The sequence below is a fragment of the Paenisporosarcina antarctica genome, from assembly GCF_004367585.1.
In the GTDB taxonomy this organism is placed as follows: domain Bacteria; phylum Bacillota; class Bacilli; order Bacillales_A; family Planococcaceae; genus Paenisporosarcina; species Paenisporosarcina antarctica.
On the sequence record NZ_CP038015.1, the window covers coordinates 3,878,103 to 3,892,500 of the forward strand.

Here is a 14,398-nt window from a genome sequence, read left to right on the forward strand (position 1 = left end):
AATATCTAGAGTCAAGGAGGTGACAAGAAGTTGGATTTTCGTAAACAAGTTATAATGTATAGTCAAAAACACCAATTAATAAGTGGTAGGGATCGACTTCTTGTTGCATGTTCAGGGGGCGCAGATTCAATTACGCTCCTCACCTTTTTAAACCAACAAAAAGATTTTCTTGGTATTGAAATTGGCTGTATTCATGCGAATCATGGTCTTAGAGGTGAAGAATCAGACGAAGATGAACGTTTTGTTGAAAATCTATGCCATAATCTGAACATCAGTTTTCACAGAAAAAAGCTACCTATAAATGACATACTAATTCGTGAAAATGGAAACTTACAGGATATTTGCCGCCGTGAACGTTATCACTTTTTTGAAGAAGTGATGAAAAAAAGCAAATACAATAAGCTCGCTGTAGCTCATCATGCGGATGATCAAGTAGAATCGGTATTAATGGGTTTAACAAGAGGAACTCGAACGAATGGCATGTTATCAAAACGTTCCTTTGGAAAAGCTAAGTTAATTCGTCCATTTTTATCCGTCACGAGAAAACAAATCGAACATTATTTGAACCAACAACACATTACATATCGTGAAGATTCAAGTAATAAGAAAGATACATACACGCGGAATCGATTTCGCCATCATATCGTACCTCTTGTCCAAGAAGAAAACCCAAATGTTGCAGCTGCTATAAGTCAGTGGACACATCAACAACAGCAAGATGAGCAATTATTGCAGAAACTTGCTATGAATGAATATGAGAAAATTATCCTATCAACATCCCTTCATTCACTATCTATTGACATACAACTATTTCGACGCATCGAGATTGCTTTACAAAAAAGGGTCGTTCTACTAATATTAAAGTATCTATATCCAAATGAAAGTTTATGGTTAAGTCATGATCTTATTAATCAAATTCATAGCCAGTGTCTCGAACGTGACGGTTCAAGTGAGATTCATCTTCCAAAAGGGAGAAAAGTGTTCCGTCACTACTCGACGATGCTTTTTTCTTTTGATGAAGCAAAATCATCGCCACTCCTCACCCCAATTATTCTTGTCACCGGGGAATGGGTAGCTGCCGGCTTTAATTTACGGATAAAAGTGTGCAATCGAGATGATGCGTTTTGTTTTGATGAGGGATGGTATGTAACACTTGAGCAAAGAGAGCTACCTATCCACATGAGGGGTAGACAATCTGGAGATCGATTATTGTTAAAAGGAATGAAAGATTCCAAACGTTTGTCCCGCCTAATGATTGATGAAAAAGTACCGCGGCACATACGAAAAGAGGTTCCAGTGCTCGAGACACAACTAGGCGAAATTATTGGTTTGCCAGGAGTTAGACTAGGTTCACGTTTTACCAAGCATCCACATGATGGTTGGACGCATAAATTTATGATTGAAAAAGAAACTACTAATCCCGAGGAGGAATCTATATGTTAGGGAAAGATATTCAAGAAGTATTGATTTCTGAAGAGCAATTACAAATAAAAATTCGTGAATTAGGAGAAGTCTTAACTGTTGATTATAAAGACAAGTTTCCATTGGCAGTTGGTGTACTAAAAGGCGCAATGCCATTTATGGCCGATCTTATGAAACGAATGGATGTTTACATGGAAGTTGATTTCATGGACGTTTCAAGTTACGGAAATGCGACAATTTCATCTGGTGAAGTTAAAATTGTGAAGGATTTAAACACAAGCGTCGAAGGTCGCGACGTATTGATTTTAGAGGATATTATCGATAGTGGTTTGACACTTAGTTATTTAGTTGAACTTTTTAAATATCGTAAAGCAAAATCAATTAAAATTGTTACTTTACTCGATAAACCAAGTGGTCGCAAAGTAGATTTACACGTTGACTACATTGGTTTTGAAGTGCCAGATTCATTTGTCGTGGGTTACGGATTAGATTACATGGAGAAATATCGCAACTTACCTTATGTAGGCGTTTTAAAGAAAGAAGTATACTCGTTTTAAAACAGTGAACAAAAATGTCACATAAAATCAAGCACTTGGGTATAAAAGACAAGGCTTATCGTTGTACCCTTTTTTCTGCTTATGATAAGATTATCTTTAGTTTTTCTGTATATTTTGAGGAGGTTTGGGATGAATCGAATATTTCGGTACACCATATTTTATTTATTAATTTTCCTTGTGATTATCGGGATCTTTGGTACGTTTAACAGCGAAAAAAACCCAACCAAAGAAATCCGTTATGACGAGTTTATGACTTCATTACAAGGTGACGAAGTTACAGAGTTCTCCATGCAACCAGATGCAAGTGTCTATGTAGTGCGTGGGAAAATGAAGGGTTATAAAGAAGATGAAGAATTCGTCACCAATATTCCGATTGATGACCAAGAACTTTATAACAAAATCAATACTATTGCTGAAGCCAATGTAAAAATTGACTATTTACAAGCACCTCAAACAAGTGGATGGGTGCAATTCTTTACAGGCATAATACCGTTCATTATCATCTTCATCCTGTTCTTCTTCTTATTGAACCAATCTCAGGGTGGCGGAAATAAAGTAATGAGTTTCGGCAAGAGTAAAGCGAAATTATTTGATACTGAAAAGAAAAAAGTTAGCTTTGATGATGTAGCAGGTGCTGATGAAGAGAAACAAGAACTTGTAGAAGTGGTTGAATTCTTAAAAGACCCTCGCAAATTCGATGCAATTGGCGCTCGTATTCCTAAAGGGATTCTTTTAGTTGGTCCTCCAGGTACTGGTAAAACATTGCTTGCTCGTGCTGTTGCAGGCGAATCAGGCGTTCCTTTCTTCTCAATTAGTGGTTCTGACTTTGTGGAAATGTTTGTAGGGGTGGGTGCATCTCGTGTACGTGACCTATTTGAAAACGCAAAGAAAAATGCACCATGTATCATCTTTATTGATGAAATTGATGCAGTTGGTCGTCAACGTGGAGCTGGTCTTGGTGGTGGACACGATGAGCGTGAACAAACCTTGAATCAATTGCTTGTTGAAATGGATGGTTTCGGAGCGAATGAAGGAATTATTATCGTCGCTGCAACAAACCGACCAGATATTCTAGATCCAGCACTTCTTCGTCCAGGACGTTTTGATCGTCAAATTACGGTTGGTCGCCCAGATGTTAAGGGTCGTGAAGCAGTCCTTAAAGTACATGCCCGCAACAAACCTTTAGATGAGCATGTAGATTTAAAAGCAGTCTCACAACGTACACCAGGATTTTCTGGTGCGGATTTAGAGAATCTTCTAAACGAAGCAGCTTTAGTTGCTGCCCGTCGTAATAAGAAGAAGATTGATATGACTGATATCGATGAAGCAACCGACCGCGTAATTGCAGGTCCTGCGAAAACCGGTAAAGTTATATCAGCAAAAGAACGCAGAATTGTTGCCTATCATGAAGCTGGGCACGTAGTAATAGGTTTAACGCTTGATGACGCAGAGGTTGTTCATAAAGTAACTATTGTTCCTCGTGGCCAAGCAGGCGGTTACGCTGTTATGTTACCAAAAGAGGATCGTTACTTCATGACTAAACCAGAATTACTTGATAAAATTTCTGGTCTACTTGGAGGACGTGTAGCTGAAGATGTTGTCTTCGGTGAAGTGTCAACGGGCGCTCACAATGATTTCCAACGTGCGACTAGCATTGCTAGAAGCATGGTTACTGAATATGGTATGAGTGATAAACTTGGACCTATGCAGTTTGGGTCAGCGCAAGGCGGTAACGTGTTCTTAGGTCGTGACTTTAACTCTGAGCAAAATTATTCGGATGCTATTGCTTACGAAATTGATCAAGAAATGCAACGTATGATTAAAGAGCAGTACGTTCGTACAAAAGAGATTTTGACGGAAAAACTAGAGTTACTAGAGTTAATTGCGAATACGCTTCTTGAAGTGGAAACACTAGACGCTGGTCAAATTATGCACTTGAAAGATCATGGTACTTTACCAGTACGTCTTGTTGCTTCTGTAGATGAAGATGAAGCTTCTGACAAAAAAGTGGATGTGGAAACGACAAATGTTGACGCAGTAACACCAGATGTTACGGGCGCAGCAAACGACCCATCAACTGCCGATTTAGTGAAGGAAGAAACGACTGTTGAACCTTCAGGCGACATTAAGGAAGATCGTAAATAACGTATAAGACATTTAAGCTGATTGACCTCCGTTGTGGAAGTCAATCAGCTTTTTTTTGCAAGTGGTAATATGGTATGATGACTAACAGAAAAGTGCTGGCGCTAACAGCTAGACAAGAAAAGTATCACAATGGAGCAATATATTACTAGAATTTGTGAGGTACAAACAAATGATACTCGTTTTAGATACAGGAAATACAAATATTGTGCTGGGTGTTTATCATGAAAACGAACTAATACATCATTGGCGCATGGAAACTGACCGTAATAAAACAGAAGACGAATATGGCATGCAAGTTAAAGCATTATTTAACCATGCAGGTATCGACTTTAGTCATATTCATAGCATTATCATTTCGTCCGTTGTCCCGCCTATTATGTTTTCATTAGAGAGAATGTGTCAAAAATACTTTGGCATTAAACCGCTTGTAGTGGGTCCAGGTGTGAAAACTGGATTAAATATTAAATACGAAAACCCTCGTGAAGTCGGAGCAGATCGCATTGTCAACGCGGTCGCGGCGATAGAAGAATACGGTCCCCCACTAATAGTTGTGGATTTTGGGACGGCTACAACCTATTGTTTTATTAATGAAAAAGGCGAATATATGGGAGGCGCAATTGCACCCGGTATCGGCATTTCCACAGAAGCTCTATTTGAGCGAGCATCAAAATTGCCTCGAATTGAATTAACGCAACCGGAAAGTGTAGTTGGCAAGAATACGATTTCAGCTATGCAAGCTGGTATTGTTTATGGGTATGTTGGTCAAGTAGAAGGAATAGTGTCACGTATGAAAGCGCAAAGTAAAGAACACCCTACTGTCATTGCAACGGGTGGGATGGCTAGTTTAATTGCGGCGCAAACAACAGTAATTGATACGGTTGATCCATATTTAACTTTAAAAGGACTGCACTTAATATACGAACGTAACCAATAAGAAAAGAGGAGAAAAAATGGTGGATTATTTAGTAAGAGCTCTAGCATTTGAAGGTAAAGTGCGTGCGTATGCTGTTCGCACAACGGATACAGTAGGAGAAGCACAGAAACGTCATGCAACTTGGCCAACTGCATCGGCAGCACTCGGTCGCTCGATGACAGCTGGTGTCATGATGGGTGCTATGCTAAAAGGTGAAGATAAAATCACGGTTAAAGTAGAAGGAAATGGTCCTATTGGTGCCATTATTGTCGATAGTAATTCAAAAGGTGAAGTACGTGGATATGTTTCAAAACCGCAAACTCACTTTGATTTAAATGAACATGGGAAACTCGATGTGTCTCGAGCAGTTGGAACAGAAGGTATGTTGACAATTGTAAAAGATCTAGGACTCCGTGATTTCTTTACAGGCTCAGTACCGATAGTTTCTGGTGAATTAGGTGAAGACTTTACGTATTATTTTGCGGTTTCTGAGCAAGTGCCTACTTCTGTTGGATTAGGGGTTTTAGTAAATCCGGATAATACAATTTTGGCATCAGGTGGATTTATTATTCAGTTAATGCCAGGAATTGAAGATGAAACGATTTCAATTATTGAAGAAAAACTAAGTTCGATGGAGCCTGTTTCTAAATTAATGGCAAGAGGACTAACGCCTGAAGAATTATTACAAGAGATTTTAGGTGCTGAAAACGTCAAATTCCTAGATGAAATGCCCGTATCTTTTGATTGTAATTGTTCAAAAGAGCGATTTGGATCAGCAATTTTAGCGTTAGGTGAAAATGAAATTCAAGAAATGATTGAGGATGACGGTAAAGCTGAAGCTCAATGTCATTTCTGTATGGAAACATATCAATATTCTCAACAAGAATTGGAATCGTTTATCGATGAAATCAAATAATAAAAATGGGCGTCATCTGGTAGAAGATCAACCCAATCAGAAGAGATTGAAAACAAAGCCAGTGCTTATTATTCTTTTTCTTTTGTTACTGGGGAATTCTTTGTGGTTTATTGCTTGGCTAATTCCAAATGAATCGTCTGGCAGTGGTGAAGAAGTAGCTTCTGTTGAGGGACAGGGAATTACTCGTGAAGACTGGATAGTTGCGATGGAAGAACAGTATGGAAAAGATACACTTCTCGAACTCGTAAATGCAAAAGTAATGGAATCAGCAGCGGGAAAATACAAAATAAAGGTAACAGATAAAGAAATAGATTTGGAACTTGCCTTAATTCGTTCTGCTCAAGACAGTACAGTTACACAAAATCATTCGTTGAATAAAGATATGCTCCGTCCAAAAATGCGCGCACAATTAATTTTAGAAAAAGTGCTAACAAAAGACGTAATCATTGAAGATGTAGAAATCCAAACATTTTATGATGAAAATAAGTCTCTTTATAACATCCCAACGACATATCAAGCGAGTTTAATAGTCTTGCAGTCTGAATCAGAAGCACAAGAGGTCGTTGAGGAACTTGAAAATGGATCTTCATTTGATGTGTTAGCTCGTGAACGTTCAGTAGATATCGCTTCAGCCAGTCTTGGTGGAAATATTGGATTTATTTCTGAAGGTCAAGAGAACGTAGATTCTTCAGTTGTAACAGCGGTTAGTAAATTAGAGATAGAACAATGGAGTAGTCCAGTTTTACTAACTGACGAACGATACGCTGTCGTTTATCTACAAGACATTGCACAAGGGAAGGCTTTTTCATATAAAGATATGAAGGGGCATATTAAACGTGAATTAGCATTGGAGCAACTCCCACAATCCGTTTCCCCTGAAGCATTTTGGAAAGAATTTGACACCCAATGGTTCTATTCGGAATAATAATTTAAGTTCTGAAGGCTAAATTCCCGACATCTTGCTCGCAAAAAGGTATTGCTCCTGCAGTTACTTGTCCTAAAAATTTCGCATGCCTTCATGACCCGTGTCCTGTGGCCCGAGCGAGCTGTCGTTAGGAACTAGACATAGAGTTACATAAAGTTACGTATAATAACTAAATACCTAAGCAGTTTTCTGATTTACTCAGGGAGCTGCTTTTTGTTTGCGAAAAGTCAGAAAAATTGGTAAGATTAAGAAAATAATAACCAATTAAACTACTAGGAATTAGGAGTGATTAAATGGCACGCGTAGGGAATTCGATAGCAGATTTAGTAGGACATACGCCGATTGTGAAATTGAACCGCTTAACCGGACCTGATGATGCAGAGGTTTATTTAAAGTTAGAATTCTTCAATCCAAGCAGTAGTGTAAAAGATCGTATTGCTCTTTCAATGATTGAAGCGGGTGAACGAGAAGGTAAGTTAAAACTAGGTGATACGATTATTGAACCAACTAGCGGTAACACAGGTATTGGTCTTGCAATGATTGCTGCAGCCAAAGGTTATAAATCGGTACTTGTTATGCCTGAAACAATGAGCATGGAGAGACGCAATTTATTACGTGCATACGGTGCGGACTTAGTGTTGACGCCAGGTCCAGACGGGATGAAGGGTGCGATTGCCAAAGCAACTGAACTCGCTGAAGAAAATGGTTGGTTTATGCCACAACAATTCAACAACTTAGCAAATCCAGAAGTACACCGTTTAACAACAGGTCCAGAAATTGTAGAAGCGATGGATCAATTAGATGCTTTCATATCAGGAATTGGCACAGGGGGAACGATAACTGGCGCGGGCGAAGTATTGAAAAACAACTTCCCGGGTATTGAAATAGTGGCAGTTGAACCAAAAGATTCTGCCATTTTATCAGGTGGTCAGCCTGGGCCTCATAAAATTCAAGGAATTGGCGCAGGTTTTGTGCCTGAAGTCTTGAATACCGAAGTTTACGATAGCATCATTCAAGTTTCAAACGAAGATGCATATGAAGCAGCACGCAAAACAGCACGTGAAGAAGGTATTTTAGGTGGTGTTTCATCGGGTGCAGCTGTGTATGCTGCCTTAGAAGTAGCGCGCAGACTAGGTAAAGGTAAAAAAGTTTTAGCTATTCTCCCTTCAAATGGAGAACGTTATTTAAGCACACCCTTATACCAATTTGATGAAAAATAATAATGAATCCAGAAAGAGAGCGGAGACGTTCTCTTTTTTTTGTGGCGTTTAACTAGTGATTCGCGATAAGATAAAAGTAATACTGTTTTTCAGGGGGAGACCGAACATGCGTGATGTTCAATTACATACATCAACGACTGCATTTAATAAAGATGAATTTTATTACGCTTATAAAGAGTTAACACAAAATGAAGCACACCATATATTGATGGAAAGTGGCCGTGGAGGACAATTTAGTGTAGCAGCTTGGAACCCGTTAGCCGTTATAGAATCAACTGTAAAGGGTTTATGTATTAAATGGCGTGATGGGAAAGTGGAAGAACGCCAAGGAGAAGCATTACAATTAGTCGAAGAATTAGTAGCGGAGTTTCAATTTGCGCATATTCCTGAATTGCCAGATTTTCAAGGGGGAGCTGCCGGCTTCATTACTTACGACTACGCACGCCAAATTGAAGTACTGCCAAATGACACGGAAGATGATTTGCGCATTCCTGACTTGTTCTTTTATTTGCTCGATCAATGGGCGGTTTTAGATATAGAGAAAGAAGTTGTGCACTTCATGCATATTTCGACAGTTGAAGTTGATTTACAGGCACAGAGTGAAAAATGGCAACAAGCAGCTAAGAGAGGTTTAGTGTCTCGACTATTTTCTTCAGGTGGTGCAACAGAAATACGTGAAGACCATGCACAAGCACATGTCTCGATGACTGGACCTGATTTTGAAGAAGCTGTTCGACGTGTTCAAACGTATATTACTCAAGGTGATGTGTTTCAAGTGAACTTATCGGTACGGCAATCCAAAGAGTTATCGGTTTCACCGGTGACGTATTATGAAGCATTGCGATCGTTTAATCCTTCGCCGTACATGGCATATATCCAATCACCAGAATTTGCAGTTGTATCAGGGTCACCAGAATTGTTAGTAAAGAAAAAAGGCGATGAACTGTCGACGCGGCCACTAGCTGGTACACGTCCGCGTGGAAAAGATGAGGCACAAGATGCGCTACTTGCGAAAGACTTAATTGACAATGAAAAAGAACGTGCTGAACATGTTATGTTGGTTGATTTAGAGCGCAATGATTTAGGGCGGGTCTCTGCGTATGGCTCAGTTGAAGTGAATGAATTCATGGTTATTGAAAAATATTCGCATGTGATGCATATTGTGTCGAACGTACGAGGAATACTTGCTAATAATACGTCAAACACTGAAGTGATTCGAGCGGTATTTCCTGGAGGGACCATTACAGGAGCACCAAAAATCCGGACAATGGAAATTATTGAAGAACTTGAGCCGGTTAGGCGTGGTATATACACAGGTTCTATCGGTTGGCTCGGTTACACAGGTGATTTGGAATTAAATATCGTGATTCGTACAGCGTTTGTAAAAGACGGAATCGCACATATTCAAGCAGGAGCGGGTATTGTCATTGACTCCAGTCCGGCAAATGAGTACATCGAATCGTTAAACAAAGCCAAAGCATTGTGGCAAGCAAAATCAATGGCGGAGGGAGTGGAAAACAAATGATTTTAATGATCGATAACTACGATTCATTTACGTATAACTTAGTTCAATATTTTGGTGAACTTGGAAAAGACTTAGTCGTTAAGCGCAATGATGAATTGACGATTGCTGATATTGAATCGTTAAAACCTGAAATGATTGTTGTTTCTCCAGGACCTTGTACGCCCAATGATGCAGGCATCAGCCTAAATGTTATCACTCACTTTGCAGGAAAGATTCCGATTTTCGGTGTGTGTCTGGGTCATCAATCAATTGGACAAGCATTCGGCGGGAACGTCATTCGAGCGGAGCGCTTAATGCACGGCAAAACATCGCCTGTTCACCACGATGGAAAAGGTGTAAATACTGGCATGCCAAATCCGTTTCAAGCAACTCGTTATCATTCGCTAATAGTTGAAAAAGAATCATTTCCCGATTGTTTAGAAGTAACATCGTGGACGTCAGAAGGTGAGATTATGGGGCTTCGTCATCGTGAGTTTGCAATTGAAGGCGTTCAGTATCATCCTGAATCAATCATGACTGAAGAGGGCAAACAGTTACTCCGTAATTTTATTCAGACGTATTGCCAGCCGGCGAAGAAGCAGGAAGCGTAATGTGGGCTTGGATGAACGGGGAGTTTGTGAAAGCAGATGAGCTGCGTATCTCACCTTTTGACCATGGCTTTTTATATGGTTTAGGTTTCTTTGAAACGTTCCGTACGTATGAAGGACAGCTTTTCTTAATTGAAGAGCACGTAGAACGCTTGCAAAAGGCTCTTGATGAATTTCGAATTGAAGTCAAATTAGATGTAGAAATGCTGGTAGAGATTATAGATGAATTAAATGTACGAAGTGGTGGAACAGACGGGTACTTTCGTTTAAACGTTTCAGCAGGTGTGCATGATATAGGTTTAGCGCCCACCGTTTACGAGAGTCCTACCATTATCTTGTTTCGGAAAGAGTTGCCTCCGTTTATACGGGGGAAAGAAAAAACGGCCATATGGTTGAACACTCGACGCAATACACCTGAAAGCGAAGAGCGCCATAAATCACATCACTATGCAAATAACGTACGTGCTCGATTAGAGCTACCGTCACTCGCTGTGCAAGAAGGTTTCTTTTTGACAGGAGATGGACATGTTGCGGAAGGCATTACTTCAAATATTTTTTGGGTTCAAGAAGGCGTATTGTATACTCCTTCACTAGAAACAGGAATATTAGCTGGAATTACCCGTGACTGGGTGTTAAAAAATGCCGATAAACTTGGCATACGTGTAGTAGAGGGATTATTTACTCCCGACATGCTACATACAGCCAATGAAGTATTTGTAACAAATGCTGTACAAGAGTTAGTGCCGATTGGCCAGCTAGGATCAATATGTTTTGCTGGCGTAGAGGGATTAATCTATTTGAAGTTACACGAACGTTACGTTAAGCAAGTGAAACAGCTAGGCAAGGAGCGATAAAGATGAATTTAATAAACTATACAAAACCGTTCGAGGTGAATGGAACGGTTTTTGATTTTCATAAAGAAACCATTGTTATGGGAATACTAAATGTGACGCCGGACTCATTCTCCGATGGGGGCCGTTATGACGCTGTAGAAGCGGCAGTCATTCATGCAAAGAAAATGGTTGCTGACGGTGCGAAAATAATTGATGTCGGGGGAGAATCAACTCGGCCAGGTCACGTTGCTGTTGGTCTTGAAGAAGAACTATCGCGTGTCATTCCGGTTATAAGGGCTCTATCTAGAGAACTCGACGTTGCCATATCAATTGATACATATAAAGAAAAAGTGGCGGAAGCTGCCATTTTAGCTGGTGCTCATATCATTAATGATGTGTGGGGAGCCAAGCGGGAACCTGCTATAGCTGAAGTGGCGGCAAGACTCGGTGTGCCCATTTTATTGATGCATAATCGTGATAACATGGATTACACTGATTTCTTGCCTGAGGTTAGCAAGGGGTTAGAAGAAAGTGTCCAAATTGCCAAAGACGCAGGGGTTCCCACCCATCATATTTGGCTAGATCCAGGCATTGGATTTGCTAAAACGACACAACAAAATATTTTGATGATGCAACATGTACAAGATGTTGTGGACATGGGTTACCCGGTATTACTAGGAACATCTCGTAAGTCTACGATTGGCAAAGTCTTAAATCTGCCAGTTGAGGAACGTTTAGAAGGAACAGCAGCAACGGTTTCCTTTGGTATCATGCATGGATGTCACATGATGCGAGTACATGATGTAAAAGAAATTGTTCGTACTGTTCGCATGATGGATGTGTTGGTTGGTAAACAACTATATATAGAATGATAAGAGGGGTGAATTAAATGGATTATATTCATGTGAACGAAATGGAATTCTGGGGAAATCATGGAGTGTTTGCTGAAGAAACAAAACTTGGCCAACGATTCCGCGTTACGCTTTCGCTAGCTGTTGATTTGCAAGAAGCCGGTCAAACGGATGATTTAGAGAAAACCGTTAACTATGCAGAGGCGTTCTTCATTTGCCAAAAGATTGTTGAAACGAACCCTGCGAAATTAGTTGAAACTGTAGCGGAACGTATCGCAACGGAAATTCTAACGAAGTTCAAAGGTCGTGTTAAGGGCTGTAAAGTGATGGTAATTAAACCAGACCCTCCAATTCCAGGCCATTATCGTTCAATTGCTGTTGAAATTACAAGAGGTGAGTTTGTGTGAACACTGCATATCTTTCATTAGGTTCAAATCTAGGGGATCGTTATGAGATGTTGCGGGATGCCATACAACTCTTGCGACAACAGACTGGTTTAGAAGTATCACGTCTTTCATCCATTTATGAGACTGACCCTGTTGGATACACTGAACAAGCTATCTTTTTAAATATGGTCGTTGAAATAAAAAGTGAATTGTGCGCAGAAGAAATACTTTTTATTTGCTTAGAAACTGAGCAGACTTTAGGGCGGATTCGTCAATTCCGCTGGGGTCCAAGGTGTATAGACCTTGACATTTTACTCTTTAATGACGAAAATATAGAGTTAGAGAAACTTACTGTCCCTCATCCGCGAATGCATGAGCGAGGGTTTGTACTCTTTCCGTTAATTGAATTAGTACCTGATGGTGTTCATCCATTAACGGGCGTGCCTTTTGGCAAGTATGCTGAAGGTCAGAAAGAAGGCGTGCACATATGGAAAACATTCGGTGGGGTCGACGCATTCGGGCGTTCAGAAAACTAAAAGCGATCAAGCAAATCGATTTAGCCAAACAAATTGGTATGTCGACATCGGTTTTAGGGCAAATTGAGCGCGGAACTCGAGAACCAACAATAAAACAACTAGAAACAATGGCATCCGTGCTTAATATAGAAGTGAAAGAGTTAATGGGTGGAACGAATTAATAAGGAAAGGAGGTTTACAATGACAAAGATGAGCGATAAGCCATTTCAAATTGGTAAACATGTGATGGATAACCGTGTTGTTTTAGCGCCTATGGCTGGTATTTGCAACTCGGCATTCCGCTTGACTGTCAAAGAGTTTGGTTCAGGTCTAGTATACGCTGAGATGATTAGTGATAAAGGAATTGTTCGCAAAAACGAAAGAACAATGAGCATGCTATATATAGACGAGCGTGAAAATCCGTTATCATTACAAATCTTTGGTGGCGATAAAGCCACATTAGTTGAAGCTGCAAAATACGTGGACCAAAATACAGAAGCGGATATTATTGATATCAATATGGGGTGCCCAGTTTCGAAAATCATTAAATGTGAAGCGGGAGCGAAGTTATTACTCGACCCTGAAAAGATTTATGAAATGGTTGCGGCTGTAGTCGACAACGTGAAAAAACCAGTAACGGTGAAAATGCGTACAGGTTGGGACTTGGATCATTTATACGCAGTTCAAAATGCGCAAGCAGTTGAACGTGCCGGTGGATCAGCGGTTGCTGTTCATGGCCGTACACGCGTCCAAATGTATGAAGGTAAAGCTGATTGGGATATCATTCGTCAAGTGAAAGAAAATGTCAACATTCCGGTAATCGGTAATGGGGATATCGAGACTCCTCAAGATGCCAAGCGTATGCTAGAGGAAACAGGCGTTGATGGTGTAATGATAGGTCGAGCGGCGTTAGGCGATCCGTGGATGATTTATCGTACGGTCCAATACTTGGAGACTGGGGAATTAAAGCCACAACCAACTGTTCGAGAGAAAATGGATGTGTGTTTACTTCACTTCGAACGTTTAGTTGCACTTAAGGGTGAACACGTTGCTGTTAGAGAAATGCGCAAACATGCTTCGTGGTATTTAAAAGGCATCCGTGGAAACGGCGTAGCACGTAACTTGATTAATCAAACTGAATCCGCAATAGAATTACGCGCATTCATTAATGACTTTGCAGAAGAGCAAATGGCTTTAGATGGTCAACTTGAAACAAGTGTTATGTAATACATGTGGAAAGAGCTGTCACTCTTGTGATAGCTCTTTTATATATAGAAGAAACTTTTCAGAATTATAGAAATTCGTGTGTAATAATTTTAAATATGCGATAACACGTGAAGACGATTGTGAAATTGTGTACAATAGGTTCAATATGAATGGATAGCTTTGACGAAAAAATATGTTTTTGATTTTCATTTTCAAAAATAAACGAATTCTTCTTTGTTGTTCGTTAAATGGTTAAACGGAGCTATTACAAGAAAAAGGAGTGAAATAAATATGTCTCATTTAGATGAATTAAACGATCAACTTTTGGTGAGACGCCAAAAGATGACATCAATAAGCGAAAGTGGACTCGATCCATTTGGTGGGCGTTTTGAACGTT

The 14,398-nt window shown here is 40.0% G+C and carries 16 protein-coding genes (1 of these 16 running past the window's edge); all 16 read left to right on the forward strand.

The window, feature by feature from the left end; all coding sequences use genetic code 11:
- Positions 1–30: 30 nt before the first annotated feature.
- Positions 31–1,443 (forward strand): tRNA lysidine(34) synthetase TilS, encoded by a 1,413-nt coding sequence (gene tilS / locus E2636_RS18415; protein ID WP_134211704.1) that lies wholly within the window; start codon positions 31–33, stop codon positions 1,441–1,443.
- The gene (gene hpt / locus E2636_RS18420) at positions 1,437–1,979 is read left to right on the forward strand and encodes a hypoxanthine phosphoribosyltransferase (RefSeq protein WP_134211705.1); all 543 of its coding nucleotides are present in this window, start codon (positions 1,437–1,439) and stop codon (positions 1,977–1,979) included. Before tilS ends, hpt begins: the two co-directional genes overlap by 7 nt.
- Positions 1,980–2,108: 129 nt before the next feature.
- Entirely contained in the window at positions 2,109–4,124 is a 2,016-nt protein-coding gene (gene ftsH, locus E2636_RS18425; RefSeq protein ID WP_134211706.1) for an ATP-dependent zinc metalloprotease FtsH, read from the forward strand.
- 169 nt (positions 4,125–4,293) lie between these two features.
- Complete coding sequence (locus E2636_RS18430; protein WP_134211707.1) at positions 4,294–5,058, forward strand: type III pantothenate kinase; 765 nt, start codon at positions 4,294–4,296, stop codon at positions 5,056–5,058.
- 16 nt (positions 5,059–5,074) lie between these two features.
- The gene (gene hslO, locus E2636_RS18435) at positions 5,075–5,953 is read left to right on the forward strand and encodes an Hsp33 family molecular chaperone HslO (protein WP_134211708.1); all 879 of its coding nucleotides are present in this window, start codon (positions 5,075–5,077) and stop codon (positions 5,951–5,953) included.
- Positions 5,940–6,878: a peptidyl-prolyl cis-trans isomerase gene (locus tag E2636_RS18440; protein WP_134211709.1), complete on the forward strand. Its 939-nt coding sequence runs from the start codon at positions 5,940–5,942 to the stop codon at positions 6,876–6,878. Before hslO ends, E2636_RS18440 begins: the two co-directional genes overlap by 14 nt.
- Positions 6,879–7,171: 293 nt before the next feature.
- A complete protein-coding gene (gene cysK / locus E2636_RS18445) occupies positions 7,172–8,098 on the forward strand; it encodes a cysteine synthase A (RefSeq protein ID WP_017382100.1) in 927 nt (308 codons plus the stop codon).
- A 106-nt stretch (positions 8,099–8,204) separates the two neighbouring features.
- Positions 8,205–9,623 carry an anthranilate synthase component I family protein gene (locus tag E2636_RS18450; protein WP_134211710.1) on the forward strand — a complete coding sequence of 473 codons (1,419 nt, stop codon included), beginning with the start codon at positions 8,205–8,207 and terminating at the stop codon, positions 9,621–9,623.
- On the forward strand, positions 9,620–10,213 hold the full coding sequence (gene pabA, locus E2636_RS18455) for an aminodeoxychorismate/anthranilate synthase component II (RefSeq protein ID WP_134211711.1): 594 nt from the start codon (positions 9,620–9,622) through the stop codon (positions 10,211–10,213). The genes E2636_RS18450 and pabA overlap by 4 nt, the downstream gene beginning before the upstream one ends.
- Positions 10,213–11,064, forward strand: coding sequence for an aminodeoxychorismate lyase (gene pabC, locus E2636_RS18460; RefSeq protein ID WP_134211712.1), 852 nt, complete (start codon positions 10,213–10,215; stop codon positions 11,062–11,064). The genes pabA and pabC overlap by 1 nt, the downstream gene beginning before the upstream one ends.
- Positions 11,065–11,066: 2 nt before the next feature.
- On the forward strand, positions 11,067–11,915 hold the full coding sequence (gene folP / locus E2636_RS18465) for a dihydropteroate synthase (RefSeq protein WP_134211713.1): 849 nt from the start codon (positions 11,067–11,069) through the stop codon (positions 11,913–11,915).
- 17 nt (positions 11,916–11,932) lie between these two features.
- Entirely contained in the window at positions 11,933–12,301 is a 369-nt protein-coding gene (folB, locus tag E2636_RS18470) for a dihydroneopterin aldolase (RefSeq protein WP_017382095.1), read from the forward strand.
- On the forward strand, positions 12,298–12,816 hold the full coding sequence (gene folK / locus E2636_RS18475; RefSeq protein ID WP_134211714.1) for a 2-amino-4-hydroxy-6-hydroxymethyldihydropteridine diphosphokinase: 519 nt from the start codon (positions 12,298–12,300) through the stop codon (positions 12,814–12,816). Before folB ends, folK begins: the two co-directional genes overlap by 4 nt.
- Positions 12,768–12,977 (forward strand): helix-turn-helix domain-containing protein, encoded by a 210-nt coding sequence (locus E2636_RS18480; RefSeq protein ID WP_134211715.1) that lies wholly within the window; start codon positions 12,768–12,770, stop codon positions 12,975–12,977. The genes folK and E2636_RS18480 overlap by 49 nt, the downstream gene beginning before the upstream one ends.
- Before the next feature lie 19 nt (positions 12,978–12,996).
- On the forward strand, positions 12,997–14,022 hold the full coding sequence (dusB, locus tag E2636_RS18485; RefSeq protein WP_134211716.1) for a tRNA dihydrouridine synthase DusB: 1,026 nt from the start codon (positions 12,997–12,999) through the stop codon (positions 14,020–14,022).
- A gap of 270 nt (positions 14,023–14,292) precedes the next feature.
- Positions 14,293–14,398: the 5' portion of a lysine--tRNA ligase gene (lysS, locus tag E2636_RS18490; protein WP_134211717.1), read on the forward strand. 1,385 nt of this gene lie beyond the right edge of the window; 106 of the gene's 1,491 nt are visible here — the first part of the coding sequence; the start codon lies at positions 14,293–14,295; its stop codon lies beyond the right edge, outside the window.

What these genes read in the sequence shown, in the direction of transcription:
- E2636_RS18450 (WP_134211710.1), top strand. Translation starts at nt 8,205, where the DNA reads ATGCGTGATGTTCAATTACATACATCAACGACTGCATTTAATAAAGAT.
- pabC (WP_134211712.1), top strand. Translation starts at nt 10,213, where the DNA reads ATGTGGGCTTGGATGAACGGGGAGTTTGTGAAAGCAGATGAGCTGCGT.
- folB (WP_017382095.1), top strand. Translation starts at nt 11,933, where the DNA reads ATGGATTATATTCATGTGAACGAAATGGAATTCTGGGGAAATCATGGA.
- hpt (WP_134211705.1), top strand. Translation starts at nt 1,437, where the DNA reads ATGTTAGGGAAAGATATTCAAGAAGTATTGATTTCTGAAGAGCAATTA.
- dusB (WP_134211716.1), top strand. Translation starts at nt 12,997, where the DNA reads ATGACAAAGATGAGCGATAAGCCATTTCAAATTGGTAAACATGTGATG.
- cysK (WP_017382100.1), top strand. Translation starts at nt 7,172, where the DNA reads ATGGCACGCGTAGGGAATTCGATAGCAGATTTAGTAGGACATACGCCG.
- ftsH (WP_134211706.1), top strand. Translation starts at nt 2,109, where the DNA reads ATGAATCGAATATTTCGGTACACCATATTTTATTTATTAATTTTCCTT.
- folP (WP_134211713.1), top strand. Translation starts at nt 11,067, where the DNA reads ATGAATTTAATAAACTATACAAAACCGTTCGAGGTGAATGGAACGGTT.
- E2636_RS18480 (WP_134211715.1), top strand. Translation starts at nt 12,768, where the DNA reads ATGGAAAACATTCGGTGGGGTCGACGCATTCGGGCGTTCAGAAAACTA.
- pabA (WP_134211711.1), top strand. Translation starts at nt 9,620, where the DNA reads ATGATTTTAATGATCGATAACTACGATTCATTTACGTATAACTTAGTT.
- hslO (WP_134211708.1), top strand. Translation starts at nt 5,075, where the DNA reads ATGGTGGATTATTTAGTAAGAGCTCTAGCATTTGAAGGTAAAGTGCGT.
- E2636_RS18430 (WP_134211707.1), top strand. Translation starts at nt 4,294, where the DNA reads ATGATACTCGTTTTAGATACAGGAAATACAAATATTGTGCTGGGTGTT.
- E2636_RS18440 (WP_134211709.1), top strand. Translation starts at nt 5,940, where the DNA reads ATGAAATCAAATAATAAAAATGGGCGTCATCTGGTAGAAGATCAACCC.